Source organism: Aeromonas rivuli (assembly GCF_000820045.1).
GTDB lineage: Bacteria > Pseudomonadota > Gammaproteobacteria > Enterobacterales > Aeromonadaceae > Aeromonas > Aeromonas rivuli.
In genome coordinates, this window is sequence record NZ_CDBJ01000079.1 from 26,061 (window position 1) to 50,795 (window position 24,735).

Consider the following 24,735-nt stretch of genomic DNA (forward strand, 5'->3'; position numbering starts at 1 on the left):
GTCAGATCTCATCCGGCGTGCGCAGGTTGGTGACTTGGATGCGCTCTTCCCGCTTGCGATCCTTCTCGGCCTGCATCTGGGGGCGATAGATCCCCTGATCGCCCACCGTCCAGGAGAGGGGGCGGCGCTCCTTGCCGATGGAGTCCTGCAACAGCATCAGGGCCTGCAGGAAGGCTTCGGGACGGGGCGGGCAGCCCGGAATGTAGACGTCGACCGGCAGGAACTTGTCCACCCCCTGCACCACGGAATAGATGTCATACATGCCGCCCGAGTTGGCGCAGGCGCCCATGGAGATGACCCACTTGGGTTCGAGCAGCTGTTCATAGAGGCGCTGGATGACGGGCGCCATCTTGATGAAGGGGGTGCCGGCGATCACCATGAAATCCGCCTGACGGGGCGAAGCCCGGATGACTTCGGCGCCGAAGCGGGCCACGTCATGGGGGGAGGTGAAGGCGGTACACATCTCCACATAGCAGCAAGAGATACCGAAGTTGTAGGGCCAGAGGGAGTTCTTGCGGCCCCAGTTGACTGTGTCTTGCAGCACCTCTTCGAGGCGCCCGATCATGATGCCGCGGCTCGCCTGCTGCGCCAGTGGGTCATCGACGGTCTGGCGCTGTTCCTGGGGGTAGCGCTCAACGGGCGCATCCGGGTCAATCCGGGTCAGGGTGTACTTCATGGTGCAACCTCAAAGGGATAATCGGTAAATCAGTCTGGCTTCTTGTCAGTCAGGACGCGTTTCTTCGGGGCCCAGTCGAGGGCACCGATGCGCCACAGGTAGATGAGGCCTACCAGCAGCAGGGTGATGAAGATGGTGGCTTCGATGAAACCGACCCAGCCGCTTTCCCGAACGGAGACGGACCAGGCGAAGAGATAGAGCGCCTCGACGTCGAAGATGACGAAGAACATGGCGACCAGGTAGAACTTGGCGGAGAAACGCAGACGGGCGTTGCCGACGGAATCGATGCCGGATTCGAAGGGTCTGTTTTTGGCACGGCCATAGGCTCGCCCTCCCAGCAAGGCCGCGACGCCTATCATGGTCAGACAGATGCAGATGGCCCCAATGACATAGACAGCAAAGGCCCAATGCTGGACAGCGACATCAGCAAACATATAGGTTTTCCCTAACAAAATTAATCATGTGACACAACAATCCTGTCACGCAGTATGGCACTTCCATACTGATTTATATGTCATTTCATCAGGCCAATTATTAATCAGGGCAAGGAGAAATTGCTTTTTGCTACCGGGGTCAAACTTCTCATTCGAGAATGATTTTTAATCGCCGTGAAACGCGGAGGCGTGCTGTCGGTGGCAGGAGAAATAGGGCGCGGCAAAGCCAAGATCCCCCATGGGGGGATCTTTTTATCAGGGGGTGAGGAGGGGGAGGGTTCGTTCGGCGGCTTTGCCTTGTGAGAGGGTTATCTCGACGCGCCGATTGGCCTGCCGGTGTGCGAGGGTGTCATTGGCAAAGCGAGGCTGGGTGTCGGCCACCCCTTGAGCGATGACTCGTCTGGCATCGATCTTCGGGTTGGTCAGCAGGGTGTGGACTATGGATGCCGCCCGCAGCACCGACAACTCCCAGTTGTTGCGATAAAGCTCTATCGCCGTCAGTGAATCATCGGTATGACCGGTGACCACCACCATACCCGGGATATCTGCCAGGGTATCGGAGACCTTGTTGACCAGAGGAATGAATTGGGGTTGGAGGAAGGCCGAGTTTGCAGGGAACAGGCTCTTCTCGCCGATACGGATCACCAGCTGGCTGCCGAGCTGCTCTACCTCCAGTTCTTTGGATTCAATCTGGCTCTTGAGCTGCTGATCCAGTTTCTGTTTGGTGGTGGTTGCCCACTCCTGCTCCTTGCTCTTATGGGGCCAGGACTCCGCCGCATTGGCTTTCTCCGAGGCGCCAATGGTTTCGTTGAAGGGATCGGTCGCCACCGTGGGTGCCTCTGTACTCAGTACCGGCTCTGCTTGGGGGACAGCCGGCGTGATGCTGGGATCGGGCTCGAGGATCCCGGTGCCCCCTTGCATCACCGGCGAGCCCGCGGGAGGAGAGATGAGCCCGATCTTGCCGAGCGACTCAATGAGACCCTGGATCAACACCCGGGTTTCCGACTGCTTGGTCATGGCGAAGGAGTAGAGCACCACGAACAGGGCGAACAGCAGGGTCATGAAATCGGCATAGGAGACCAGCCAGCGCTCATGGTTCTCCGGGGATTCAGCCTTTTTCTTTTTGGCCATCATGGCCTCCGAGATAGGGTTCCAGAGTCACTTGCAGCCGTTGCTGTGATTCGCCGTCCAGGATGCAGAGGATGCCGGTCAGAGTCATCTCCTTGTAGTGCCTGATCTGATGGGCAAATCCTTTGTAGCGGTTGCCAAATGGCAGAAAGATCAGGTTGGCCGCGCCCACCCCGTAGATGGTGGCGATGAAGGCCACCGCGATGGCCCCCCCAAGCTGGTCTGGGGCATCCAGCAGACCCATCGCATGGATCAGGCCAAACACGGCACCGACGATCCCCATGGTGGGACAGTAACCCCCCATGGCTTCATAAAACTTGACGGTTTGCTCGAGATCTTCCTGCTCGAATTCGATCTCGTTTTCCAGCACCTCGTGGATCTTGGTCTTCTCGTAGCCGTCGACCATCATCTGCACCCCCTTTTGCAAGAAGGGATCCTTGATGTCGTCGATCATGGCTTCCAGCGCCAGCATACCGCTGCGCCTTGCATTGCCTGCCAGGGTTTCCAGCAGTTGAGCCTGCTCTTGCATGTCGAGGCGAAGGGGGGTGATGAGCCATTTGAAGCGCTTGAAGGTTCTGCCAACCACGGAGAAAGGGAATTGGGTCAGGGCCGCGCCGACAGTGCCCCCGATCACGATGAGGAAGGCGGGCAGATTGAGCAGGGCACTGGGATGACCACCTTCGAGCATGTTGCCGCCCAATATGGCAATCAAGGCTAGCAGCAAACCGATCAGACTCATGTATCCAGACCCCTGTGTAGTTAACTCTGGCTAGTGTAGGTACTTAACTATCAGTTTTTCAAAATGATATCCAACTTGTGAACCATTATTGAGAGGTAAAACCAGGCTGGCGGTAGATCCTGTTTCGGCCTTGGCGGCAACATCATGAGGATTAAGGGGATGGGGTTGTGCCGAACTGGCTGGGTGACGGTGATATGGCGGGAGAGAAGAGGGTGAGCGGGTAGCTGCGAAGGGGGAGGCGGTGACATCGCCTCTGGCCGGGCGAGAGTCGTCAATGCCACAAAGCAAAAAACCGACCCTGAGGTCGGTTTTTTATAATTTGGCGGTGAGGGAGGGATGATTCGCCACTGCGTGGCTCACCCCTTCGGGGCGGCCGTTGGCCGTTCATCGCAGCAAGCTGCTCTGCTCGAACCCGGCGAGGGTTCTCACCCTCCCTCCATGGGCATCAGATTTTGCTGTGCCACCAGATGCAAAAAACCGACCCTGAGGTCGGTTTTTCAATTTGGCGGTGAGGGAGGGATTCGAACCCTCGATACGTTGCCGTATACACACTTTCCAGGCGTGCTCCTTCAGCCACTCGGACACCTCACCAAATTTTTGACTGCTGTTTAACGTGTTCAATCACCACGTGGTTCGCTGCGCTGTTGCGTTGGAACGGGGCGTAATTTAGGGGAAAGCTGACTCGGGGTCAAACACTTTTCCCCTTATTTTTCAGAATCTTTATCGAATGCCTATCCCTTGCGCAGAATGCCGGTTTTTTAAGCCGGATCAGGGTTTATCCAAAATGATCAGGCTGTCGGGCAGCTCGTTCTTGTCATTGGTGGGCGGGAAGGCATCGGCCAATATGGCACCGGTGCGGGCCACACACTCGATGAAACCGGGCTCGACCTCGCCCTTGCGGATGCGGGCGGTAAAGTCGTCGATGATCTGCTGCCATTGGGCATTGTCTATGTGTTTGGCGACACCGTCATCGACCAGGATCTCCACATAGTGTTCCGCCACCGAAACGAAGATCAGCACCCCCAGCCTATCGTGGGTGCGATGCAAGCCTTGCTCGATAAACTGCAACCGCGCCATCAGGGCTGCCCGGTGCTGGCGGACCTTCTTCGGGATCAGCAGCATCTTGATGGGGGTCCAGTGAAACAGCAAGGTCAGGACTAGCCAGACAGCCCACTGGGTCAGCAGTATTTCGTACCAGCCGAGCCAAAAGCCGAGCTGGAACACCAGCAAGGGAGTAAGCATGGCCAGCAGTGCAGCCCACAGGGTCGGAATGTAGCGATAGCCGTCACTGGCCGGGGCCAAGACGGTGACCAGCTCGGCGTCAGTGGCCTGCTCGGCTTGGCGTACCTTGGCCTGTAAGGTGTGATAAAACTGTTTAGAAATCATTATGTTGTCTCTTTGTATTCCAGATCACCAGCCACCGGAGGCACCACCGCCCCCAAAACTGCCGCCACCGCCGCTGAAGCCGCCACCACCAAAACCACCGCCGGCGCGACCACCGCCGAAGCCACCGGCCAGATAGGCGCCCCGACGGCGGCCACCGGAGCCACCCCCGCCGCCGCCTCGCAGGTTGTGCAGCACGATCATCACTATCACCATCAGGATGAACAGCCAGGGGCCGCCCAGCTTGTCCTGCTGCTTGGCCACCTCCACCGGTTTGTATTCACCGGCCAGGGCCTGCATGATGCCCTGGCTGCCGGCGACTATGCCGGCCACCATGTCACCGCGCTTGAAGGCAGGCAGGATCCGGGTCTGGATGATGTTGGCGGCGATGGCGTCGGGCAGGGCGCCCTCCAGCCCATAGCCCACTTCGATGCGCACCTTGCGCTCATCCTGGGCGATCAGCAGCAGCACACCGTTGTTGTGCTCCTTCTGGCCAATGCCCCAGTGGCGCCCCAGTTGATAGCCGTACTCTTCGATGGTATTGCCGTCCAGACTGTCAATTGACACCACCACCAGCTGGATGCCGCTGCGTTTTTCAAAGGCAGCCAGTTGCTGGGTCAGCTGATGAGCCTGTTTGCGCGACATCAGATGGGCTTCGTCGACCACCTGGCCGCTGAGGGCCGGGAAGGTGGGGGCGGCTTGCAGCGCCGCCGTCCACAACAGCAGACAGGGCAGCAGCCAGCGCATCATCGAATTCATTGGAAGCTGACCTTGGGGGCCTCATCGGCACCTGGCTTGGCGCTAAAGCTTGGCTTGGGTTCGAGATCCGAATAGAGCAGTTTGGCCCAGATCACCCCGGGGAAGGTGCGCAGCTCGGTGTTGAACTGGCGCACCGCCTCGATGTAGTCGCGACGGGCCACCGAGATACGGTTTTCCGTCCCCTCAAGCTGGGCTTGCAGAGTGAGGAACTGTTGATCCGCCTTCAAATCCGGGTAGCGTTCTACCACCACCATGAGCCGTGACAGGGCACTGCTGAGCTGGTTCTGGGCCGCCTCAAACTGCTTGAGCTGGGCCGGATCGCTTACCTGCAGGCTGCCAACCCGGGCGCGGGCGTCGGTGACCGCCTTGAGAGTCTCCTGCTCGTGGCTGGCATAGCCCTTGACGGTGGCGACCAGGTTCGGCACCAGATCGGCGCGGCGCTGATACTGGTTCTCCACTTGACCCCAGCTCGCCTTGACCTGTTCATCCAGGGTCGGGATGGTATTCATGCCGCAACCGGTCAGGGTCAGCAGCAGGGACAGCAGCAGGAAGGCCCGACCGAAGGGGCGCCAGATACTCGTAGCCATCGTGTTGTTCTCCAGTGATTTTTCAATATTGACCCGCACACCATACAGCCTGTGCTCACCCCTCACAACGGCCCGGCAGTTGCGGCAGCTTGCTGTAGATGGTCGAGGTCTTGGGGAGTTGCGGTTTGTCCTTGATCCAGGAGCTGAGTTCGGCGCCACAGCCATTGCCCGGCGGTATGGGGGCCTGGGGCAGGCAGTCAGGGCTGCCTATGGGGCAGCGCAACCGCACATGGAAGTGGCTGTAATGGCCGACCCAGGGTCTGAGTTTCTGCACCCAGGGCTCGCTTGGCGCACGTTTGCACACCTCGGCCTTGAGCACGGGGTTGATGAAGATGCGGGTCACATCGGGGGATTGGGCGGCGAGGCGCAGCAGGGTCATCTGCTGGGGACCGAAGCGACCCGGCAGGGTTCGGTAGCTTGGCTCATCGATCAGCGCCCACTCCTTGGGGGCATCCTGCTCCCAGCGGCTGATAGGCTTGTTCGCCATGCGAAACCAGATGTCGGCATCGAGGCCGGTCTGGTGGCTGCGGTGACCCGAGCTGAAGGGGCCGCCGCGGGCCATGGCGAGATCGGCGATGTAGAGATCCGGCAAACCGGCCATCTTGGTCTGGCTCGCCAGTCCCTCTAGGTATTGAATCAGCTCGGGGTGGCCGTAGTAGCGTAGCCGCTTGGTGCGGATCACCTGATAACCGGGGCCGGTCAGCGGCAGGGCCATGCCGTTTTTCAGGCAGCCCCCGGCATAACCGCCAATGGCTTCGGGTTGCAGGGTACTGGTCAGCAGGAGCAGGGTGGCGATAAGCATGATGCCCTCTCGGAGAACGGGAAAAGGGGTGTCCTTTGAGCGTCACCAGCATAGCAATAGAGCGGGGGGCAGGGCCAGTGGGGACCACGACCTTGCATCGGCTCCAACCTTATTGCCACAATGCGCCCCTCGAAGGGGATCTGAATAGAGGAACAAGATGATGAAAGCGAGTGAGCTGGTCGGCAAGGATGGCATTTTCTGGTTGCAGCCACCGGCCGGGCGCTTCTATCCCGCCATGGTGAGCCTGCTGCTGTTGAGCCTGGGAGCGGTCGGGGTCGCGCTCTGGCAGGGCTACCCCCAGATGGGTCTTTTGCCCTGGGTCGGCGTCATCTTTGGCGGCATAGTGCTGCTGATGATGCTGGTGCCCCGCCACTGGCAAGCCTGGCGCATGGCGGAACTTGCTTGGGATGCAGAATATCTCTACCTCATCAACGGCTCGCAAGACAGGGCCAAGGCGATAGCGCGAGGGGCGCTGGTTGAGGTGGATCGCGAACGGCGGGTCGGTCATAACGGGGAGTGGCTCGCCTTCAGCCTGGACCTGGCTCTGGCCCCGGATGATCTCGATGAGGCCGCCGAGGTATTGGGTTTGACTGGTGAGACGGCCCACGAGATAAGCCCGGGGATCTATCGATTTGGCTTTAAACGGGCCTGGCACGGCCACTCGGCACTGAGCCGAATATTGGCCAAACTGGTGCCGAATCGGGCTGATTAATTTCTAGACAATTTGGGGTTAAGCTCAGATACTGCCTGTTACTCGAATTGAACTTGCCGCCGGACTTACTCGAGAGATCAATGGCTTGAGTGGTCAGGCGGGGAGTGCCAGGACATGATGCCCTGGCCAGTCCGGCGTAGCGGTTGTGCCCTGCTGCTGCATCGGTGATTGCATAGAGAAGGCACCCTGACTCGAGAGTGGATGGCATGAAGATTTACGTAGGAAATCTGTCGTACCGGATGACGGCCGACGAACTGACAACCGTATTCAGCCAGTTTGGACAGGTAGAGAAGGTCGATATCATCATCGACCGCGATACCGGTCAGTCCAAGGGATTCGGTTTTATTGAAATGCCGGTAAACGGTGAGGCCGAGAAGGCGATCGCCGATTTGCATGGCACCGAGATAGGTGGACGAACCATCACGGTCAATCAGGCCAAACCGAAGACAGATGCACCACGTGGTCGCCCCCAGCGTCATCGTTGAGGTGCTTCGATAAGGCAAAACGGCATGGGTTTCCCCATGCCGTTTTTGTTTGTGCCTGATGTAGCCTGTCGATGAGGATCAGGGCACGTCGTAGCCCAGGGCCGCCTTGCGAATGCGGAACCACTGCTGGCGACTGAGGTGCACCGCCTCCGAGGCGACGGCGCTGGCGATCCGTTCGCGCTTGCCCGAGCCGATGATGGGCAGCGGCCGGCTTGGCAACATCATCACCCAGGCGTATACCACTTGCTCTATGGTCTGGGCACCGCTCTCTTCGCGGATCCGCTCCAGCTCGTGGCGCAGGTGTTCATAGCGACCATCGTGGAACAGGCTGCCGCCTCCCAGGCAAGACCAGGCCATGGGGCTGATGTGCAACTGTTGGCACAAGTCCAGAGTGCCATCCAGGGTGAGATCCATGTTGAGGGGGGAGATCTCCAACTGGTTGGTGACCAGGGGGAAGGGCAGACGCGATTGCAGCAGCTCGAACTGGCGCGCGGTGAAGTTGGAGACGCCAGCGTGCTTGATCTTGCCCGCCTGCTTGAGGGCGATAAAGGCCTCGGCCACTTCGTCGGCATCCATCAGGGGATCCGGGCGATGGATCAGCAGCAAGTCCAGGTGATCGGTGGCCAGCTTCTGCAAGGAGGCTTCGGCGCTGGCGATGATATACGCCTTGCTGGTGTTGTAATGGTTGAGGGCGTGTTCAGGCTTGGCGGTGAGGGCGATGCCGCACTTGCTGACCAGCTCCATGCGCGTGCGCAGGGAGGGATCGAGGCGCAGCGCCTTGCCGAAGGCCTCTTCACACTGATAGCCGCCATAAATATCGGCGTGATCTATGGTGGTGACCCCGAGATCCAGGTGGTACTTGATGAGATCCAGCAGGGCGGCCGGAGTGAGTTGCCACTCCATCAGGCGCCAGTAACCCATGATGATGCGAGAGAATTCGGGCCCCTGGGGGTGCAGGGTCAGGCGGGATACTGTCATTGTCTTCTCCTTGGGATAAATGCTGGGCTTATCTTGGCCCTTGCGCCCGGGCAAGGCAATAATAGCGCCCGTCGTCATTCGTACTTTGGTTCTGACTGGGAGAGATATGGAAGGCTTTGCTGCGCGATTGCGGGAGTTGATGGGGGAGATGAGCGTGAGCGCCTTCGCCCGCAAGGTGGGCTTGGGCGAGGCGCTCATTCGCAAGTATCTCAAGGGGGCCGAGCCCGGCTTTGCCAAGGCAAACCAGATTGCCATGGCCGCCAACTGCTCTCTGGAGTGGCTGGCCACCGGCTGCGGTTACCTCTATCGCCAGGCCGAAGTGGTCGACAGGCTTGCGCTGCAGGGTGCACGGACCCTGATCTGCGAGCAGGATGCGACCATGGCCCTGCCGGATGAGGAGGCCCTGGTCCGGTTGCTCGCCTATTACCAGTTCCTGCGCAGCCACAAGCGGGCCGATGGCTTTCTCGATCTCGCCATGGCCCGCCAATTCGGCAAGCACCTGGACGAGGCGTGAACGGCGTGTTCAGGGATATCTGTTACCCTTGAAAGCCAAGGGAAATCGACGAGCATGGGGTGGGTAATGGAATACCTTATCTTGGGAAGTGGTGGCCTGGGGACGGCCCTGGCCCTTGAATTGACGCGGCGCAATGAACCCTTCGTCCTGGCGGGGCGTCATGTGCCGCCTGGCATAGAGGCTGGCGCCACCTTTCCCATGCTGGATGTGGATCCCCTGGCGTTCGAGGCTCTGTTCACCCTCTTTGAGAGGTTGCCGAATGTCATCATCAACACCATAGGAGTGCTCCATGATCTGCACTTCATGCCGGAGCGCCGGGTAGAGGAGGTCGATCCTCACTGGTTGTGCGAGAGTGTGCGCACCAATGCCTGGCCAACCCTGGCGCTGGGCGCTTATCTGAGCCAGCGCATGACGGCAGAGAGCGATTGCCTGCTCATCACCCTCTCGGATCTCGAAGGCAGCCTGACCGCCAACCAGCAAGGGGAACACTACAGCTATCGGATGAGCAAGGCGGCCCTCAACATGGGGGTCAAGACGCTAGCGCTTGAGTGGCGCGAGCGCTTCCCCCGGGCGGCGGTGGTGGCGCTGCACCCAGGCCCCATGCATACCCCCCTGCGCGATCCTCTGTTGACCATGCCGCCTGCCGAGACGGTGCGTCCCCCCGCCGAGGTTGCGCCACTGCTGCTCGATGCCATTCGCACACTGGGGCCGGCGCACTCGGGCCAGCTTCAGGATCTGGCCGGTCATCACCTGCCCTGGTAATAGGGTTTCCATCTGCAGAGTGAATGCGGTTCATCGGGGCGACAGGCCGGTGCTGGTCGGGAATCACCTGCCCTGGTAGTTCGGTTTCCATCTGCAGAGTGAAAACGGTTCATCGGGGCGACAGGCAGGTGCTGGCAGGGTATCACCTGCCCTGGTAGTAGGGCTTTCATAGGCCATCCTCCTTGCCAAACAGGGCTCAGCTGGCTTAACGTCAGGCTCTTGCCATTGGAGGGACAGGATGCGCTACATCGATCTACGAAGTGATACGGTAACCCAACCGACAGACGCCATGCGTCAAGTCATGCTGCACGCCCAGGTGGGCGATGATGTCTATGGCGAGGATCCCGCCGTCAATGCCCTGGAGGCTTATGCCGCCACCCGTCTGGGTAAGGAGGCCGCGCTCTTTGTCCCCTCGGGCACCATGTCCAACCTGCTCGGGGTGTTGTCTCACTGCCAACGGGGCGAAGAGGCCTTGCTTGGCAATGGCGCTCACATCTATCGCTATGAGGCCATGGGCAGTGCCGTGCTGGGGTCGGTGGCGCTCAATCCCGTGCCCATGCAGGCAGACGGCACCCTGGCGTTCAGCGATCTCAAACAGGCCATCAAGCCCGATGACCCCCATTTCGCCCAGGCGCGGCTGCTCTGCCTCGAAAATACCCACAATGGCAAGGTGCTGCCCCTGAATTACCTGCATCAGGCCCGTGATTTTGCCGATGAACATGGTCTCAAGCTGCATCTGGATGGTGCCCGTGTTGCCAACGCCGCCGTGGCAAGCGGGGTCTCCCTTGCTGAGATTGCCGCCCCCTTTGATAGCGTCTCGCTCTGCCTGTCCAAAGGGTTGGGGGCACCGGTGGGATCGGTACTGGTAGGGGATGGCGCCTTGATCCAGCGCGCCAGACGGCTGCGCAAGATGGTGGGGGGTGGCATGCGTCAGGCAGGTTTCCTCGCCGCCGCCGGCCAGTTTGCCCTGGAGCACCAGTGCGCGCGTCTCGCAGACGATCATCGCCGTGCTCGCCGTTTGGCCGAGGGGCTGGCCGGGTTGCCCGGCATCAAGCTGGATGTGAGCCAGGTGCAGACCAATATGCTGTTCTTGCAGCTGACCCAGGGAGACAGCAGCGCGCTGCTGGCCTTCATGAAGGAGCGCGGCATCCTCTTCTCCGGCTATGGCGAGATGCGGCTGGTGACCCATTTGCAGATAACCGACGATGATGTGGCCGAGGTGATCGACGCCTTCAGCGAGTATTGTCAGGGGCGCTAGGCTGGGTCAGGGCTCCCGCTTCATCAAACGGGAGCCATAAAAAAGCGCAGCCTTGGCTGCGCTTTTTCGTTATCGGAACGTATAGGCACCGGCTTAGTAAGCCTGTTGATGCACATCCAGCACGGCGCGCCCGGACGGGTCGGCCATCTCCTTGAACTTGGCATCCCACTCAAGCGCCGTGGGGGTGGAGCAGGCGACGGACTTGCCGTAGGGCACACAGCGCGCGGCAGATTCGAGGGGGAAGTGCTCCTCGAAGATGCTGCGGTAGTAGTAGGCCTCCTTGGTGAGCGGGGTGTTGATGGGGAAGCGATACGCCGCCGCCTCGAACATCTGATCCGTCACCTCGATCTCGACCATGGCCTTGAGGCTGTCTATCCAGGAGTAACCTACACCGTCTGAGAACTGCTCCTTCTGGCGCCATGCCACTTCGTGGGGCAACAGCTCCTCGAAGGCCTGGCGCAAGATGTGTTTCTCGATCTTGCCGTTGCCACACATCTTGGCGGCAGGATTGATGCGCATCGCCACGTCCATGAACTCCTTGTCGAGGAAGGGCACGCGGCCTTCCACGCCCCAGGCTGCCATGGACTTGTTGGCGCGCAGGCAATCGTAGAGATGCAGGGCATCGAGCTTGCGCACCGTCTCTTCGTGGAACTCTTTGGCGTTTGGCGCCTTGTGGAAATAGAGGTAACCGCCGAACAGTTCGTCCGATCCCTCTCCCGACAGCACCATCTTGATGCCCATCGCCTTGATGTAACGTGCCATCAGATACATGGGGGTCGAGGCACGAATGGTGGTGACATCATAGGTCTCGAGGTGATAGATGACGTCCCGCAGGGCATCGAGTCCCTCTTGCACCGTGAAGTGGATCTGGTGATGAATGGTGCCCAGATGATCGGCCACCTTCTGGGCGGCGGCCAGGTCTGGCGAGCCTTCCAGGCCGACGGCGAAGGAGTGCAACTGGGGCCACCAGGCCTCGCTCTTGCCATCGTCTTCGATGCGACGGGCGGCATAAATTTTGGTGATGGCCGAGATGACCGAGGAGTCCAACCCGCCGGAGAGCAGTACGCCGTAGGGGACGTCACACATCAGCTGGCGCTTGACGGCCGCTTCCAGGGCGGCACGCAGCTCCTCTACCGAGGCAGGATTGTCCTTGACGACGTCAAACTCGCGCCAGTCGCGCTGATAGTATTGGGTCAGCTCGCCATCCTTGCTCCACAGATAGTGTCCGGGCGGGAACTCTTCCACGCTCTTGCACACGGGAACCAGGGCCTTCATCTCGGAGGCGACATAGAAGTTGCCATGTTCATCGCGGCCGGTATAGAGGGGGATGATCCCCATGTGGTCGCGACCAATCAGGTAGGCATCCTGCTCGGCGTCATAGAGGATGAAGGCGAAGATGCCGTTGAGATCATCCAGGAAGGCGGGGCCCTTCTCCTGGTAGAGCGCGAGCAATACCTCACAGTCAGACTTGGTCTGGAACTGGAAGTCCACCTTGAGCTCTTTCTCCAGCTCCTTGTGGTTGTAGATCTCGCCGTTGACGGCCAGCACGTGGCTGCGCGCCGGGTTGTAGAGGGGTTGGGCGCCATTGCCCGGATCGACGATGGCCAGCCGCTCGTGGACCAGAATGGCTTTGTCTGAGCTGTAGACGCCGGACCAGTCGGGTCCGCGATGACGTAGTCGCTTGGACATTTCAAGCGCCGATTTACGCAAGCTGGCTGCGTCAGACTTGATGTCCAGAATGCCGAATATTGAACACATTGATGTAAATCCTCTTTAATTTTATTGAGCCCCCCACGTTTGGGCTCGAAATTCCATTTACATTCCTCGTCTTTCACAATGCCTAGCGCCAAAACCTTTTGCAAGCGGCAACACCGCACAAAATCAGGGCTCTGGCCGCTTTCTCCATGAGCCGCGAACCTGACCTTGGCGTCAAGTTGGTTGACGTATACGTCACCCTGCTGGATTTCGCTGTCCCTGACGCCATTTCACCGCTCGTTTATTGGGAGGCTGACCCACCCGTTTGTTCGAAGATCACATAGAGCTTGCGGCAAGGGGTCAGGGTCTCCCACTCTCCGACGAAGCCAGCCGGAATGACGAACTGATCCCCCGGGGAGAGGCGCAGTTGGCCGCCCAGGGTGTCGTGGATGCACACCTCCCCTTCGATCAGCTGACAATACTCATGCTCGGTATAGTGAATGGCCCAGCGGCCCGGCTCACAGGACCAGAAGCCGACGTGAAACTGCTGGCTCGGATCCGAGTAGTGGTTCCAGAGTGTCTGCTCAGGGTGACCGGCTTTGATTTTGTCCCTTGAGGGGACAAGGGAGGAGGGGGTGACGCTCTGGCGGTCGAGCAGGGTCCAATCTTTCAGGGTCAGCATGAAACCCCCTTGGCAGGGGATTGAGGCTGAGTGCGGGCTTGCATGGCACACGCATTGGCAACCTGTTCAGGTTGATCGAGGGGCTGAATGGCACAGCTATTGGCAGAGTGTCTGGATAGAGCGAGGGTCAGCATTGTGCCTCCTTGGCAGTGACTCGGGTCTATGGCGGTGGCTAGCAGGGGCCATCCTGGCCCCTTGTTTGTTTTATTTAACGGTTGGAAAGATAAACTAAACGATTGAGCGCGCCTTGCCAAGCTCCTCAGGCCCTTTTACCCCCTTGATGACATGGCGGGCGAAGCCGCTGCCAGCCTCGTCATAGACGTTGAACACCGCATCCACCCCCTGTTCGCGCAAGGATTCGATATCGTCCTCGAAGCGGACGATGGCGGCTATCTGGCCGGTGAAGCCATGGCTGCGCAGCTTCTCGATGGCATAGAGGTTGCCCGAATGGTGGGGCATGGCCAGCAGCACCAGATTGATCTGGTTGGAGATGAGCACCTTGTCCCAGAAGTCGGTATCGGTCGCATCGCCCTCGATGACGTTCATGTTGCGCTCGCGCAGGGCCGGCAGCTTGCTGGCGTCATTCTCCACCCCCAGGATGACGGGGCCATATTTGTGTTCCAGCTCGAAGTAGGCGCCCTGGCCGATGCGACCCATGCCGAGGATGATCACCTCGGCATCGCCGAGTTCAATGGGTCTGTCTTCCGGATGCAGTTCCCGGGCCTGCAAGCCGCGCAGCCAGTTGCCGAGTCTGTGATAGATGCGTTCACTCTGGCTGTTGAGGGGGGCCGAGATCATGAAGCTGGCCGCCAGTGCCAGCGACAGAGCAATCAGCCACTCATGGGAGAGCCAGCCCGCCTTGGCGGCGATGGCGGCCACGATGAGGCCGAATTCGGAGAAGTTGGTCAGCGCCAGGGTAGAGAGCAGCACGGTACGCACCCTCAGGTGGGCGCCGCTGTAGACCAGATAGTAGAGCGCGCTCTTGAATGGCAGGGCCAGTACCAGGGCAAAGGCTATCCACATGGCGTCCTGGGTCGGCAGACCGTTGAGGCCAATGGTCAGGAAGAAGCAGATGAGGAAGAGATCTTTTAAATTGAACAGCGCCTTGGCAAGGCCCGCTGCGGCCGGGTGGGAGGCCAGCATCATGCCGATGATCAGCGCCCCCAGGTCTGGCTTGAGTCCAACCGCCTCGAAACCGGCGGCGCCCACTACCAGGGCCAGGAAGATGCCAAGCAGCACCTGTAACTCTCCATGACCTGCCCGCTCCAGCAATTTGCAAAGCAGGGGGCGCAGCAGAGGCAGCCCCAGCACCCAGAGCGCCCAGATGCTCGGCAGCTTGCCACTGGAGATGGCGAGAAAGGCGACGGCGAAAATGTCCTGCATCACCAGCACGCCGATGGCGAGGCGTGCATAGAGGGCATTCATGTCGCTGCGCTCCTCGAGCACCTTGACCGCGAACACCGTGCTGGAGAATGACAGGGCAAAGCCCAGCAACACGGCGAGCTGCCAGCCAAGAGACATGGCCAGGGCCATGCCCAGCCCCTTGCACACCAGGAGTACCAGGGTGAACAGCAAGGTGGAGAGCAGTATGTGCAGGCTGGCGGTACCCCAGACATCGCGGCGCAGCAGGGTGCGCACATTCAGCTTGAGCCCTATGGTGAACAACAGCAGCGTGACCCCGAGATCCGCCAGCTCACTCAGGGCCGGGCTGTTTTCATAGCCCATGCCGTTGAGGATAAAGCCGGCGGCGAGAAAGCCGAGCAGGGGAGGCAGGCCTATCAGGTTGACCAGCATGCCGCAGGCGAAGGCCACGGCGATCAGTACAGGTTCCATACAATTACCATTTTCCGGGCGGCGCCCTTGACTCTGTACGCTGGGCCGCCGCCAACTACCTCAGATGATGTCGATATCGACCACGGAGTTGAAAATGTGGTTGGGGCTAAACGGCATCTGATCGATGTCGGCCACCTTGCTCACCCCGGACAGGACCAGCACGGTTTCCAGTCCCGCCTGGAAGCCGGCCAGGATATCGGTACGCAGGTTGTCGCCGATGATGATGGTGTTATCCGAATGGGCTTCCATCCGGTTGAGTGCCGCGCGGATGATCCAGGCGCTCGGCTTGCCCACGTAAAACGGCTTCTTGCCGGTCATGCGCTCTATGGGAGCACAGAGGGCGCCGCAGGCTGGATGCATCATGGGGCCATGGGTGTCAGGGTTGGTGGCGATGAAGCGGGCACCTTGCGCCACGAACTTGGCGCCCAGTTGCATCATGGACCAGTTGTAGTTGCGGGTTTCGCCCACCACCACGAAGTCGGGGTCGATGTCGGTGATGGTGAAGCCCGCCTTGTAAAGTTCGTGAGTCAGGGCCCCTTCGCCTATCACATAGGCCTTCTTGCCATCCTGGCGCTTGAGGAAATCGGCGGTGCCCATGGCGGAGGTATAGAAGCTCTCTTCGGGCACGTCGATGCCGGCGGAGCGGAAGCGATTCTGCAGATCTTTCTGGGTCTGGGCCGGATAGTTGGTGAGGAACAGGAGTTTGCTGCCCTGCTCCAGCAGGCGATGGACGAAGTGATCGGCCCCCGGGATGAGATCGTTGTTGTGCAATATGACACCGTCGATATCACAGATGACGTTTTTCTTCATGTAAACTCCTTGCAGGGGCAGAGATGAGGCACAGACATTCTTAAATGTCTTCAATCGGTTATCTTTTTTGTGCCGCCATTATATGCCCCTTTGATGACAAGGTGTGACAGCAATTGCGCCAAGCTGCCTCCGCTGTTGTCTGTGTCGCTGGCCGGGCAGCCATGGCACCTAATGAAACCTGACCAGCCACTACTTTACTCAAGGACGTAACATCATGGATGACTTCATCACGGGCTTGCCCAAGCTGGAACTGCATCTGCACCTGGAAGGCACCCTGGAGCCCGCCCTGATGCTGCGTCTGGCGGCGCGCAACGGCTTGACCCTGCCCTGGACCGAGGCGGCCACTCTGAAGGCTGCCTATCAGTTCGACAGCTTGCAATCTTTCCTCGACCTCTACTATCAGGGCTGCGATGTGTTGCGCCAGGAGCAGGATTTCTTCGATCTCACCTGGGCCTATCTGCAGCGTTGTGCGAGTGAGCAGGTGGTGTATGTCGAGGTGTTCTTCGATCCTCAGGCGCACACCAGCAGGGGTGTACCATTCGAGACGGTGCTGGCGGGGATAGAGGCGGCGTTGTTGCGTGGTGAGGGCGAACTGGGCATCAGTTACCGGCTTATCATGAGTTTTCTGCGCCACCTCGGGGAGGAGGCGGCCTTGACGGCTCTGGCCGAGGCCGACCCCTGGCTGGACAGGATCCATGGGATCGGGCTCGATTCGTCCGAGCTGGGGTATCCGCCTGAGCAGTTCACCCGCCTGTTTGCCCGTGCCAAGGCGCTGGGACTGGGGCTGGTGGCCCACGCCGGGGAGGAGGGGCCGGCAGACTACATCTGGCAGGCCATCCGTCAGCTCGGGGTACGGCGCATCGACCACGGGGTACGCTGCGCCGACGATCCCGACTTGTTGCGCTTTCTGGCCGACACCCGGTTGCCCCTCACGGTTTGCCCACTCTCCAATGTGCGGCTCGGGGTCTTCCCCTCCATGGCGAACCACAATGTGTTGACCCTGCTCGAGCAGGGGCTCTGCGTCACCATCAACTCGGACGATCCCGCCTACTTCGGGGGCTATATGGACGCCAACATGCGCGCCCTGGTCGAGGGGCTTGGTGCCAGCCGCGAGCAGCTGTGTCGTCTCAGTCTGAACGCGGTGGAGGCGAGCTGGCTCAATCTGGCAGCCAAGGCGCGGCTGACTCGCAGCATCCTCGGTTATGCCGCTTGCCAGGGGGTCAGTCTGAGCTGAGGCCCGGGTGAGGGGGAAAATGGCATAACGAAGAGGGCCCCGCGGGGCCCTCTGCTATTTAAGTATGTTATGCGGGCTGCGGCTCAGCCTGCGAGCCGTAGACGGGATAGTCGGTGAGGCCCTGCTCGGCGCCACCAAACAGGGTGGCGGGATCGTGGGGCGTCCAGGGATAACCGTGGCGCAGCCGGGTCGGCAAGTCCGGATTGGCCACGAAGGGTCGCCCGAAGCCTATCATATCGGCCCAGCCCTCATGGATGGCGGCCCGTGCCCGTGCACCATCGTACTTGCCCGCATAGATGAGGGTGTTGGGGAAGGCGGCCCTGAGTCCCTGTTTGAAATCGACGGGCATCAGGGGAGCGTCTTCCCAGTCAGCTTCGGCGATGTGCAGATAGCTGACATTCAGCTCCCCCAGCAGGGTCGCGGCGGCAAGATAGGTCGTCTGAGGATCCGCATCGACGGTGCCGTTGAGGGTGGTGAGCGGGGCGAGCCGCACCCCAACCCGATCGGCACCTATCTCGGCACAGACTGCCTCGGTTACCTCCTTGAGGAAACGCAGACGGTTCTCAAGGGAGCCGCCGTAACCGTCGGTGCGGTCATTGGACTCGGAGTCGAGGAACTGGTTGATGAGATAGCCGTTGGCGGCGTGCAACTCTATGCCGTCAAAGCCAGCCAGCATGGCATTGCGAGCACCCTGGCGGAACTGGCCGACCACGGCATCTATGTCATCCTGAGTCATGGCGCGGGGCAGGGCACTCTCGACAAAGCCGGGGGCATCGCTGCCGTTGTCGACAAACACCTTGACCCCGGCCGCGGGGATGGCGGAAGCCGAGATGGGCTGGGCGCCGCCAATATTATCCGGATGAGTCACCCGACCCACGTGCCAGAGCTGGGCGAACATGACCCCTCCCTTGCCATGTACGGCGTCGGTGACCTGTCTCCAGCCAGCAACTTGCTCTGGGCTATAGATGCCAGGAGTCCAGGCGTAGCCTTTGCCAAGGGGATCTATCTGGGTGCCCTCGCTGATGATGAGACCCGCCTCGGCACGCTGGGCGTAATAGGTCGCCATCATGGCGTTGGCCACATCTCCCGGTTGGCTGGCGCGGGAGCGGGTCATGGGGGGCATGACGATACGGTTGTTCAGGTGCAACTGGCCGAGGCGCAGCGGACAAAACAGGGGATCGTGGCTCATTCGGGTGTCCTCATCGGGTGAATGGGGCCACTCTAGCGCGGCATATCATTGAGATAAACCCGCATATTTTCAAAAGAGTGCTGCGTTTATGACAATAATTGGGGGCGAGAATGGGAGCCGTGATAGCGCATTATCCCAGAGCGCGAGCGCTTCATCATCGCCTGGTATGAATAAGCGTGGAGTATTTATTAACTATTTATATGGGCAGAGCGCAATGTAACAACCGGTACCCATTCACATTGAACACTATATTGACGCCGGGTATTGCATTCAGCGTTGGAATACACTCACTGATACAGGCAGTGTTGATCTGCATCAATTAAACCCATGAAAGGATATTTTTAATCATGCAGGAGTATGTTTCCCGGTGTCATTATATTCCGTCTCTCTCAACGAGGATGACAGTGAGGAATGAAAAAGGGAGGCAATGCCTCCCATGTTGTGAGCCAACCAGCCCGATGCTGGGTGTCCGCCTCACACTCGGGCACCGTGGCTGACTCAGGACCCGGTCGAGGCGGCGCCCTGCACATGACCCTGCTTGTCGCTCAGGCAGGACCAGGGCGCCTGGCTACCTGGAACCTCAATGGTGACACCCACTCCTGCTTCGGAGTCCAGTACCTCGAGCACATTGAGCTTGCTGACGGCTGTCCCAGTCTTGCTTGCTACGGCCTTCAGACAGGCGGTCTCGGCGGCGCTGGCTTTATTGGCTGGGGCAGCTTGCCCAGCAGCTGCAGTCGGCTGGCAGACGCCAGAGCCCTGCTTGCTGGTATAGGAGACATCGTACTGGCCCCCGGTGTTGCTGATGGAGAGGGTGACCCCCGCGCTCTTGGCCTCATAGAAGTCGTCGCTGAACTTTTTGAGCTTGGCCTCCTTGCCATTGATATAGACGGGGCCACCCTCATCGCTGTGCATCTGGATCTGACCCGGGCACTCGTAATTAAGTTGGGGAAGGGCAGCACTGGCGGTGCCCGCCATGGTCAATGCGAATACTGTGATCAACACCTTTTTCATGGGACTTACCTTAACTGTTTAACAAAGTGGAATAAGTGTATTTGTTTTTATTGTTTGGTGGATAACAACATCACTGTATTTCGGCGCGTAGTCTGCCGTTTGTCCTTGGCGAAAATAAATAGCTGGCCTACTTAATTTTAGCAACGAAATTTTCGAAAATTTTTGTGCTGCTGAAAATGGTTATTGATTCAAGGGACTCGACAAACGGTTTTCCCTGTCAATGGTTTTAAGATTAAAAAAAACAGAGCAATAACGGGCAGGAGAGGGGCGGCGAGCGTGACGCTAGGCGAGGCAGCGGGCTGCAGGAGGCCCTGTTTGGGACATTTGTCACGCGGGGCGACGGGGCCCCGCGTTGCATCAGGATGGCAAGCGCTGGATCAGAGCCAGCGTTTCTCGCGAGTGAAGCAGACCGAGAGCCAGGCATCCCCCAGGGTATCGCCCAGGCGGGACCAGAGCTCCTGGCGCAGGGCATCCTGGCGCTCTATGGGCCACTCCTGATCCGGGGCCACCAGTATGTTCAATTCGAGATCGAAGCGACGGCCGCTCTTGGCCAGATGGCTGTAACACTCGATCCCATGGCGCTGGCGCAGGGCGTCTATCTCGCGCTCGACCCGCGCCGAGACATCCCCCTTGGGGGCGATTTTCAACACTTCCCGCAGGTTGCGACCGAGCACCTTGATGGGGATCAGGGTGGCACACAGGGCGAGCAGGGTGACCAGCACGGGGTCTATGTAGCGGTTGTAGTGGCCATAACCGAGGGCGTCGAGGCCGATGGCGACCACGAAACCGATGAGCAGGGTGGCGCTGAGCAGGGTATCGACCAGCCACTCCTTGGAGTCGACCCGCACCAGTTCGGAATCGACGCGCTCGGCCACCGCCGCCTCGACGCGGTAAATGATGGCGCAGAAGAAGGTGCAGACGGCGGCATAGATGAGGGCGTGACCGAGGTCTATCTCCCGTCCCCCTTCCATCAGGGAGGTGATGCCGCTATGGAGAGCGCCGAGACAGAGCAGCAAGATGATGGTGCCGTTGATGACGTTGGTGATGGGCTCGAAATGGGCGTAGCCGTACTGGAAGCGCGCGTCGGAGGGGCGGGTCACCAGGTAGGCGGTGATTAACCCTAAGCCCGTCATACCCATGCTGAACAGGGTGAAGATGCCATCGAGCATGATGGCGTTGGAACCGGCGAACAGGCCATAGCCGATCCCGAAGATGGCGAAGCTGATGCAGCCAAACAGTGACAGGGTCAGCGCCTGTTTCTCGGTGGTGATAAACGTACTGATAACATGGCTGAGGTGAGCCATAACAATCCTCCTTTCAAATGGTGAATATTGCCGATCGCAAGCGGTTTTCTAGCTGATATACTGGCCGCCACATGTGAGCTGACCGCCCACGACTCGGCCAACGCAGCCGTGTCGGGCCGTCGTAGTCGCCGGTATGCCGGCATCAAGCAATGGAAGGCAACAAGGATTCATGATCCCGAGACTCGATTACCAGGACAGTTTGTCACCCACAACCCTGCAGTTTCTTGAGTTGCTAGGGCGAAGCGCATTTCGTGGTGATATCGAAAAGTCTTATGCAAGCCGGTTGGCGATGGCGACGGATAACAGCGTCTATCAGGTAGTCCCACAAGCGGTACTCTATCCGCGCAGCGCGGATGATATTGCGGTGATGCTCAAGCTGGCTCAGGGGCCAGAGTACGCCACCTTGAGTTTTTTCCCTCGCGGCGGCGGCACCGGCACCAATGGCCAGTCCCTGGGCGGCGGCATTATCGTCGATCTCTCCCGTCATATGAACCAGATCCTGGAAATTAATCTGGAGCAGGGCTGGGTGCGCGCCCAGGCCGGGGTGGTGAAGGATCAGCTCAACGCCTACCTCAAACCCCACGGCTACTTCTTCTCGCCGGATCTCTCCACCTCCAACCGCGCCACCCTGGGGGGCATGGTCAACACCGATGCCTCGGGACAGGGGTCGCTGGTCTACGGCAAGACTTCGGATCACGTGCTCGGCCTCAAAGCCGTGCTGGAGAATGGCGACATCATGGCCAGTGAGCCCGTCACGGGAGCCCGCCTCGCCGACAAGCTGGTGCTGGAGGGCCGGGAAGGGGAGATCTATCGCACCCTCTATCGCATCGGCCGCGAGCGCCGCGCCGACATAGAGGCCATCTTCCCCAAGCTCAACCGCTTTTTGACCGGTTACGATCTCAAACATCTTTATAACCCCGAGACCGACACACTGGATATAAGCCGGGTGCTGTGTGGCTCGGAAGGGTCGCTCGGCTTTATCACCGAGGCTCGCCTCAACATCACCCCCATTCCCCGCTATCGCACCCTGGTCAACGTCAAATACGACAGCTTCCCGTCGGCCCTGCGCAATGCCCCCTTCATGGTGGCGGCCCATGCCCTGTCGGTGGAAACCGTGGACTCCCGGGTGCTGGGGCTGGCTCGCGCCGACATCATCTGGCACTCGGTGAAAGACCTTATCCAGGACGTGCCAGGCAAGGATCTGCAGGGACTCAACATTGTCGAGTTTGCCGATACCGACGAGGGCGAGCACCAGATCAAGGTGACCGAGCTGTGCCGCCGTATCGATGAGTTGCTGGCCAAAGGGGAGGCGGGGATCATCGGCTATCAGCTGTGTGACCACCTGCCGAGCATCGAGACCATCTACGGCATGCGCAAAAAATCCGTGGGGCTGCTCGGCAACGCCGAGGGGCGCAAGAAGCCGGTGGCCTTCACCGAAGATACCGCCGTACCGCCGGAATCCCTCGCGGACTTCATCATGGAGTTTCGCGCCCTGCTCGATGGTCATGGCCTCGATTACGGCATGTTCGGTCACGTGGATGCGGGGGTGCTGCACGTGCGCCCGGCCCTGGACTTGTGCGACCCCGAGCAGGAGGTGCTGCTGCGGCGCATCTCCGATCAGGTGGTGGCGCTCACCGCCAAATATGGCGGCCTGATGTGGGGGGAGCACGGCAAGGGTTTTCGCTCCGAATACAGCCCCGCCTTCTTTGGCGAGCTGTGGGAGGAGCTGCAGCGGGTCAAGGGCGCCTTCGATCCCGCCAACCGCCTCAACCCCAGCAAGATCTGCATCCCTTATGGCAGCGGCGCCGAGCTGGTGTCAGTTGACGGTCCCAAGCGCGGCAAGTTTGACCGCCAGATCCCGATTGCGGTGCGGGAGAGCTACACCCGCGCCATGGATTGCAACGGCAACGGCCTCTGCTTCACCTTCGAGACCGACTCCCCCATGTGTCCCTCGGTCAAGATCAGCCGCGACCGTCGCCACTCGCCCAAAGGGCGGGCGGGCTTGATGCGCGAATGGCTGCGCCAGCTGGCGGAGCAGGGCTTCGATCCCCTGGCCGAAGAGGTGGCGCTGCAAAGCGGTGGCTTAGCGGTAAAGGGCATCGTCGACAAGTTTCGCAATACGGTGGCCCGCGCCCGCGGCCAGTATGACTTCTCCCACGAGGTGATGGAGGCGATGGAGGGGTGCCTCGCGTGCAAGGCATGCACCAGCCAGTGCCCCATCAAGGTGGATGTGCCGAGCTTTCGGGCTCGTTTCATTCAGCTCTACCACGCGCGCTACCTGCGTGGTCCCAAGGATTACTTCGTCGGCACCGTCGAGAGCTACACCCCCTGGCTGGCCAAGGCGCCGAAATTGGTCAACTTCTTCCTGGAGAAGGAGTGGGCTCAGCGCCTGAGTGCCAAGAGCATCGGCATGGTGGATGTGCCGCTGCTGAGTGTCCCGACCCTGAACGAGACGCTGCGCGACGACCGTGCCCGCTACTTCGACCTGGCCGGACTGGAAGCCATGAGTGCCGAGCAGCGCCAAAAAGTGGTGCTCATCGTGCAGGATCCCTTTACCAGCTATTACGATGCGCCCGTGGTGCGCGATTTGGTCCGACTGGTGACCAAGCTCGGCTATCAGCCCTATCTGCTGCCCTTCTTGCCCAACGGCAAGCCTCAGCATGTGAAAGGTTTCTTGCGCGCCTTCGCCCGCACCGCGGCCAACAGCGCCCAATTCCTCAACAGCCTGGCCCGTCTCGATGTGCCTCTGGTGGGGGTCGATCCCTCACTGGTACTCTGCTATCGCGATGAGTATGTGAAGGCGCTGGGTACTGCCCGTGGCGACTTCCAGGTACTACTGCCTCAGGAGTGGTTATTGTCCATCCCTGCGCCGCAGCCCAAGGCGTCCGAGGAGACGACGGCGGCTGAACCTTGGTATCTGTTTGCCCACTGCACCGAAAAGACCGCCAAGCCCACCACCCATGGCGATTGGGGCACCCTGTTTGACCGCTTTGGCGCCCGCCTGCAGCCCGTGTCGGTCGGTTGCTGCGGCATGGCCGGCACCTATGGTCACGATGCCAAACAGGTGGACAACTCCAAGGGGATCTACGCCTTGAGCTGGGCCGAGCCGCTCTCTCGCCTACCCAAGGGCCGTTGTCTGGCCACGGGCTACTCATGTCGCAGCCAGGTGAAACGGATGGAGGGGGAGAAACTCAAACATCCACTGCAGGCGCTTTTGGAATTACTTTGATGCTGAGCTTGCCCAAGCGGTTTCGGGTGCCGCAAGCCTTGCGGCACCCGGATTTTCTGTTGTTACCGGTCAACCCGGCTCAGGCTGTGGTGGAGTTTGTGGCCATGTTGCGCGAGCGGGAGCAGTTGCATCAGCTGTTTCGCCCCCAGGATATCTGGCCTTCCGCCCAGTTCAGCCTCGGCCAGCATGAGGAGGATCTGGCCTGGCAGCAATCGGAGTTCCTGGCCAAGCGCTCCTTCGCCTATGGCCTCTGGAGCCCGAGTCGGGAGCCCGAGTTCTGGGGCGGCGTCTATCTCTACCCCTCGGTGCTGCCGGAGGTGGAGGTGGAGCTCTTCTTCTGGAAGGTGGCCGAGGCGCCCCTCGATGACGCCGTGCTGGAGGCCGAGCTATGTGCCTGGCTGGGCAAGGTGTGGCAGTGGCACCATCCCCGTTTGCCAGGGCGAGACGTTGCCTGGTCTGACTGGCCCGGCATCAGTTATCCCTGGTGAGGCGGATGCCGACCCGCTCAGACAGGGGGCATCCGTCATCTTG

Annotated in this window: 24 protein-coding genes, 1 tRNA gene and 1 other RNA gene; 8 read left to right on the forward strand and 18 right to left on the reverse strand. The window is 60.2% G+C overall.

Annotation, left to right across the window (positions count from 1 at the left end; translation table 11 throughout):
• Position 1 precedes the first annotated feature (1 nt).
• The 10 genes from BN1130_RS17995 to mepA all read right to left on the reverse strand — a co-directional run bounded on the left by BN1130_RS17995 (position 2) and on the right by mepA (position 6,508).
• Positions 2-676 carry a NuoB/complex I 20 kDa subunit family protein gene (locus tag BN1130_RS17995; RefSeq protein WP_042043690.1) on the reverse strand — a complete coding sequence of 225 codons (675 nt, stop codon included), beginning with the start codon at positions 674-676 and terminating at the stop codon, positions 2-4.
• A gap of 29 nt (positions 677-705) precedes the next feature.
• Positions 706-1,110, reverse strand: coding sequence for an NADH-quinone oxidoreductase subunit A (locus tag BN1130_RS18000; RefSeq protein WP_042043692.1), 405 nt, complete (start codon positions 1,108-1,110; stop codon positions 706-708).
• 255 nt (positions 1,111-1,365) lie between these two features.
• The gene (locus tag BN1130_RS18005; protein WP_157014085.1) at positions 1,366-2,241 is read right to left on the reverse strand and encodes a MotB family protein; all 876 of its coding nucleotides are present in this window, start codon (positions 2,239-2,241) and stop codon (positions 1,366-1,368) included.
• A complete protein-coding gene (locus tag BN1130_RS18010) occupies positions 2,219-2,977 on the reverse strand; it encodes a flagellar motor protein (protein ID WP_042043695.1) in 759 nt (252 codons plus the stop codon). The genes BN1130_RS18005 and BN1130_RS18010 overlap by 23 nt, the downstream gene beginning before the upstream one ends.
• A gap of 320 nt (positions 2,978-3,297) precedes the next feature.
• A non-coding RNA gene (locus tag BN1130_RS21860) (RtT sRNA) lies at positions 3,298-3,426 on the reverse strand.
• A 54-nt stretch (positions 3,427-3,480) separates the two neighbouring features.
• A tRNA-Ser gene (locus BN1130_RS18015) sits at positions 3,481-3,568 on the reverse strand.
• A gap of 177 nt (positions 3,569-3,745) precedes the next feature.
• Complete coding sequence (locus tag BN1130_RS18020) at positions 3,746-4,363, reverse strand: TPM domain-containing protein (RefSeq protein WP_042043696.1); 618 nt, start codon at positions 4,361-4,363, stop codon at positions 3,746-3,748.
• Between the two features lie 24 nt (positions 4,364-4,387).
• Positions 4,388-5,119: a TPM domain-containing protein gene (locus BN1130_RS18025; protein WP_042043697.1), complete on the reverse strand. Its 732-nt coding sequence runs from the start codon at positions 5,117-5,119 to the stop codon at positions 4,388-4,390.
• The gene (locus BN1130_RS18030; RefSeq protein WP_042043700.1) at positions 5,116-5,706 is read right to left on the reverse strand and encodes a LemA family protein; all 591 of its coding nucleotides are present in this window, start codon (positions 5,704-5,706) and stop codon (positions 5,116-5,118) included. Before BN1130_RS18030 ends, BN1130_RS18025 begins: the two co-directional genes overlap by 4 nt.
• Positions 5,707-5,761: 55 nt before the next feature.
• Positions 5,762-6,508: a penicillin-insensitive murein endopeptidase gene (gene mepA / locus BN1130_RS18035; RefSeq protein ID WP_042043701.1), complete on the reverse strand. Its 747-nt coding sequence runs from the start codon at positions 6,506-6,508 to the stop codon at positions 5,762-5,764.
• Positions 6,509-6,668: 160 nt separating this feature from the next.
• Here mepA and BN1130_RS18040 point away from each other — a divergent pair, with 160 nt between their 5' ends.
• Both BN1130_RS18040 and rbp read left to right on the forward strand, forming a co-directional pair.
• Positions 6,669-7,220, forward strand: a complete 552-nt coding sequence (locus tag BN1130_RS18040; RefSeq protein WP_042043703.1) for a hypothetical protein — start codon at positions 6,669-6,671, stop codon at positions 7,218-7,220.
• A 206-nt stretch (positions 7,221-7,426) separates the two neighbouring features.
• Entirely contained in the window at positions 7,427-7,705 is a 279-nt protein-coding gene (rbp, locus tag BN1130_RS18045) for an RNA-binding regulator (protein ID WP_083940371.1), read from the forward strand.
• A gap of 78 nt (positions 7,706-7,783) precedes the next feature.
• Here rbp and BN1130_RS18050 read toward each other — a convergent pair whose 3' ends face one another.
• Positions 7,784-8,683, reverse strand: a complete 900-nt coding sequence (locus BN1130_RS18050; RefSeq protein WP_042043704.1) for an aldo/keto reductase — start codon at positions 8,681-8,683, stop codon at positions 7,784-7,786.
• A 106-nt stretch (positions 8,684-8,789) separates the two neighbouring features.
• Between BN1130_RS18050 and BN1130_RS18055 the strand changes: the two genes are divergently transcribed.
• The 3 genes from BN1130_RS18055 to ltaE all read left to right on the forward strand — a co-directional run bounded on the left by BN1130_RS18055 (position 8,790) and on the right by ltaE (position 11,217).
• Entirely contained in the window at positions 8,790-9,197 is a 408-nt protein-coding gene (locus BN1130_RS18055) for a helix-turn-helix domain-containing protein (RefSeq protein ID WP_042043705.1), read from the forward strand.
• 66 nt (positions 9,198-9,263) lie between these two features.
• On the forward strand, positions 9,264-9,959 hold the full coding sequence (locus BN1130_RS18060; RefSeq protein ID WP_042043706.1) for an SDR family oxidoreductase: 696 nt from the start codon (positions 9,264-9,266) through the stop codon (positions 9,957-9,959).
• Positions 9,960-10,197: 238 nt separating this feature from the next.
• Positions 10,198-11,217 carry a low-specificity L-threonine aldolase gene (gene ltaE, locus BN1130_RS18065; RefSeq protein ID WP_042043708.1) on the forward strand — a complete coding sequence of 340 codons (1,020 nt, stop codon included), beginning with the start codon at positions 10,198-10,200 and terminating at the stop codon, positions 11,215-11,217.
• A 93-nt stretch (positions 11,218-11,310) separates the two neighbouring features.
• Here the strand turns inward: ltaE and asnB are convergent, their stop codons facing one another.
• The 4 genes from asnB to BN1130_RS18085 form a co-directional block, all read right to left on the reverse strand.
• The gene (gene asnB, locus BN1130_RS18070; RefSeq protein WP_042043709.1) at positions 11,311-12,975 is read right to left on the reverse strand and encodes an asparagine synthase B; all 1,665 of its coding nucleotides are present in this window, start codon (positions 12,973-12,975) and stop codon (positions 11,311-11,313) included.
• A gap of 238 nt (positions 12,976-13,213) precedes the next feature.
• Positions 13,214-13,594: a cupin domain-containing protein gene (locus BN1130_RS18075; protein ID WP_042043710.1), complete on the reverse strand. Its 381-nt coding sequence runs from the start codon at positions 13,592-13,594 to the stop codon at positions 13,214-13,216.
• A gap of 228 nt (positions 13,595-13,822) precedes the next feature.
• Positions 13,823-15,427 carry a cation:proton antiporter domain-containing protein gene (locus BN1130_RS18080; protein WP_042043711.1) on the reverse strand — a complete coding sequence of 535 codons (1,605 nt, stop codon included), beginning with the start codon at positions 15,425-15,427 and terminating at the stop codon, positions 13,823-13,825.
• 60 nt (positions 15,428-15,487) lie between these two features.
• The gene (locus BN1130_RS18085; protein ID WP_042043712.1) at positions 15,488-16,237 is read right to left on the reverse strand and encodes an HAD-IIA family hydrolase; all 750 of its coding nucleotides are present in this window, start codon (positions 16,235-16,237) and stop codon (positions 15,488-15,490) included.
• Positions 16,238-16,451: 214 nt separating this feature from the next.
• On the opposite strand from BN1130_RS18085, the gene BN1130_RS18090 reads away from it, so the two are divergent.
• The gene (locus tag BN1130_RS18090) at positions 16,452-17,471 is read left to right on the forward strand and encodes an adenosine deaminase (RefSeq protein ID WP_042043713.1); all 1,020 of its coding nucleotides are present in this window, start codon (positions 16,452-16,454) and stop codon (positions 17,469-17,471) included.
• A gap of 67 nt (positions 17,472-17,538) precedes the next feature.
• Here the strand turns inward: BN1130_RS18090 and BN1130_RS18095 are convergent, their stop codons facing one another.
• The 3 genes from BN1130_RS18095 to BN1130_RS18105 form a co-directional block, all read right to left on the reverse strand.
• A complete protein-coding gene (locus tag BN1130_RS18095; protein WP_042043714.1) occupies positions 17,539-18,660 on the reverse strand; it encodes an alkene reductase in 1,122 nt (373 codons plus the stop codon).
• A 498-nt stretch (positions 18,661-19,158) separates the two neighbouring features.
• On the reverse strand, positions 19,159-19,671 hold the full coding sequence (locus BN1130_RS18100; protein ID WP_042043716.1) for a hypothetical protein: 513 nt from the start codon (positions 19,669-19,671) through the stop codon (positions 19,159-19,161).
• Between the two features lie 377 nt (positions 19,672-20,048).
• A complete protein-coding gene (locus BN1130_RS18105) occupies positions 20,049-20,975 on the reverse strand; it encodes a cation diffusion facilitator family transporter (protein WP_042043718.1) in 927 nt (308 codons plus the stop codon).
• A gap of 169 nt (positions 20,976-21,144) precedes the next feature.
• Here BN1130_RS18105 and ydiJ point away from each other — a divergent pair, with 169 nt between their 5' ends.
• Both ydiJ and BN1130_RS18115 read left to right on the forward strand, forming a co-directional pair.
• Positions 21,145-24,204, forward strand: coding sequence for a D-2-hydroxyglutarate dehydrogenase YdiJ (gene ydiJ, locus BN1130_RS18110; RefSeq protein ID WP_042043719.1), 3,060 nt, complete (start codon positions 21,145-21,147; stop codon positions 24,202-24,204).
• Positions 24,204-24,692 carry a hypothetical protein gene (locus tag BN1130_RS18115; protein ID WP_042043721.1) on the forward strand — a complete coding sequence of 163 codons (489 nt, stop codon included), beginning with the start codon at positions 24,204-24,206 and terminating at the stop codon, positions 24,690-24,692. The genes ydiJ and BN1130_RS18115 overlap by 1 nt, the downstream gene beginning before the upstream one ends.
• The last annotated feature ends 43 nt before the right edge of the window (positions 24,693-24,735 follow it).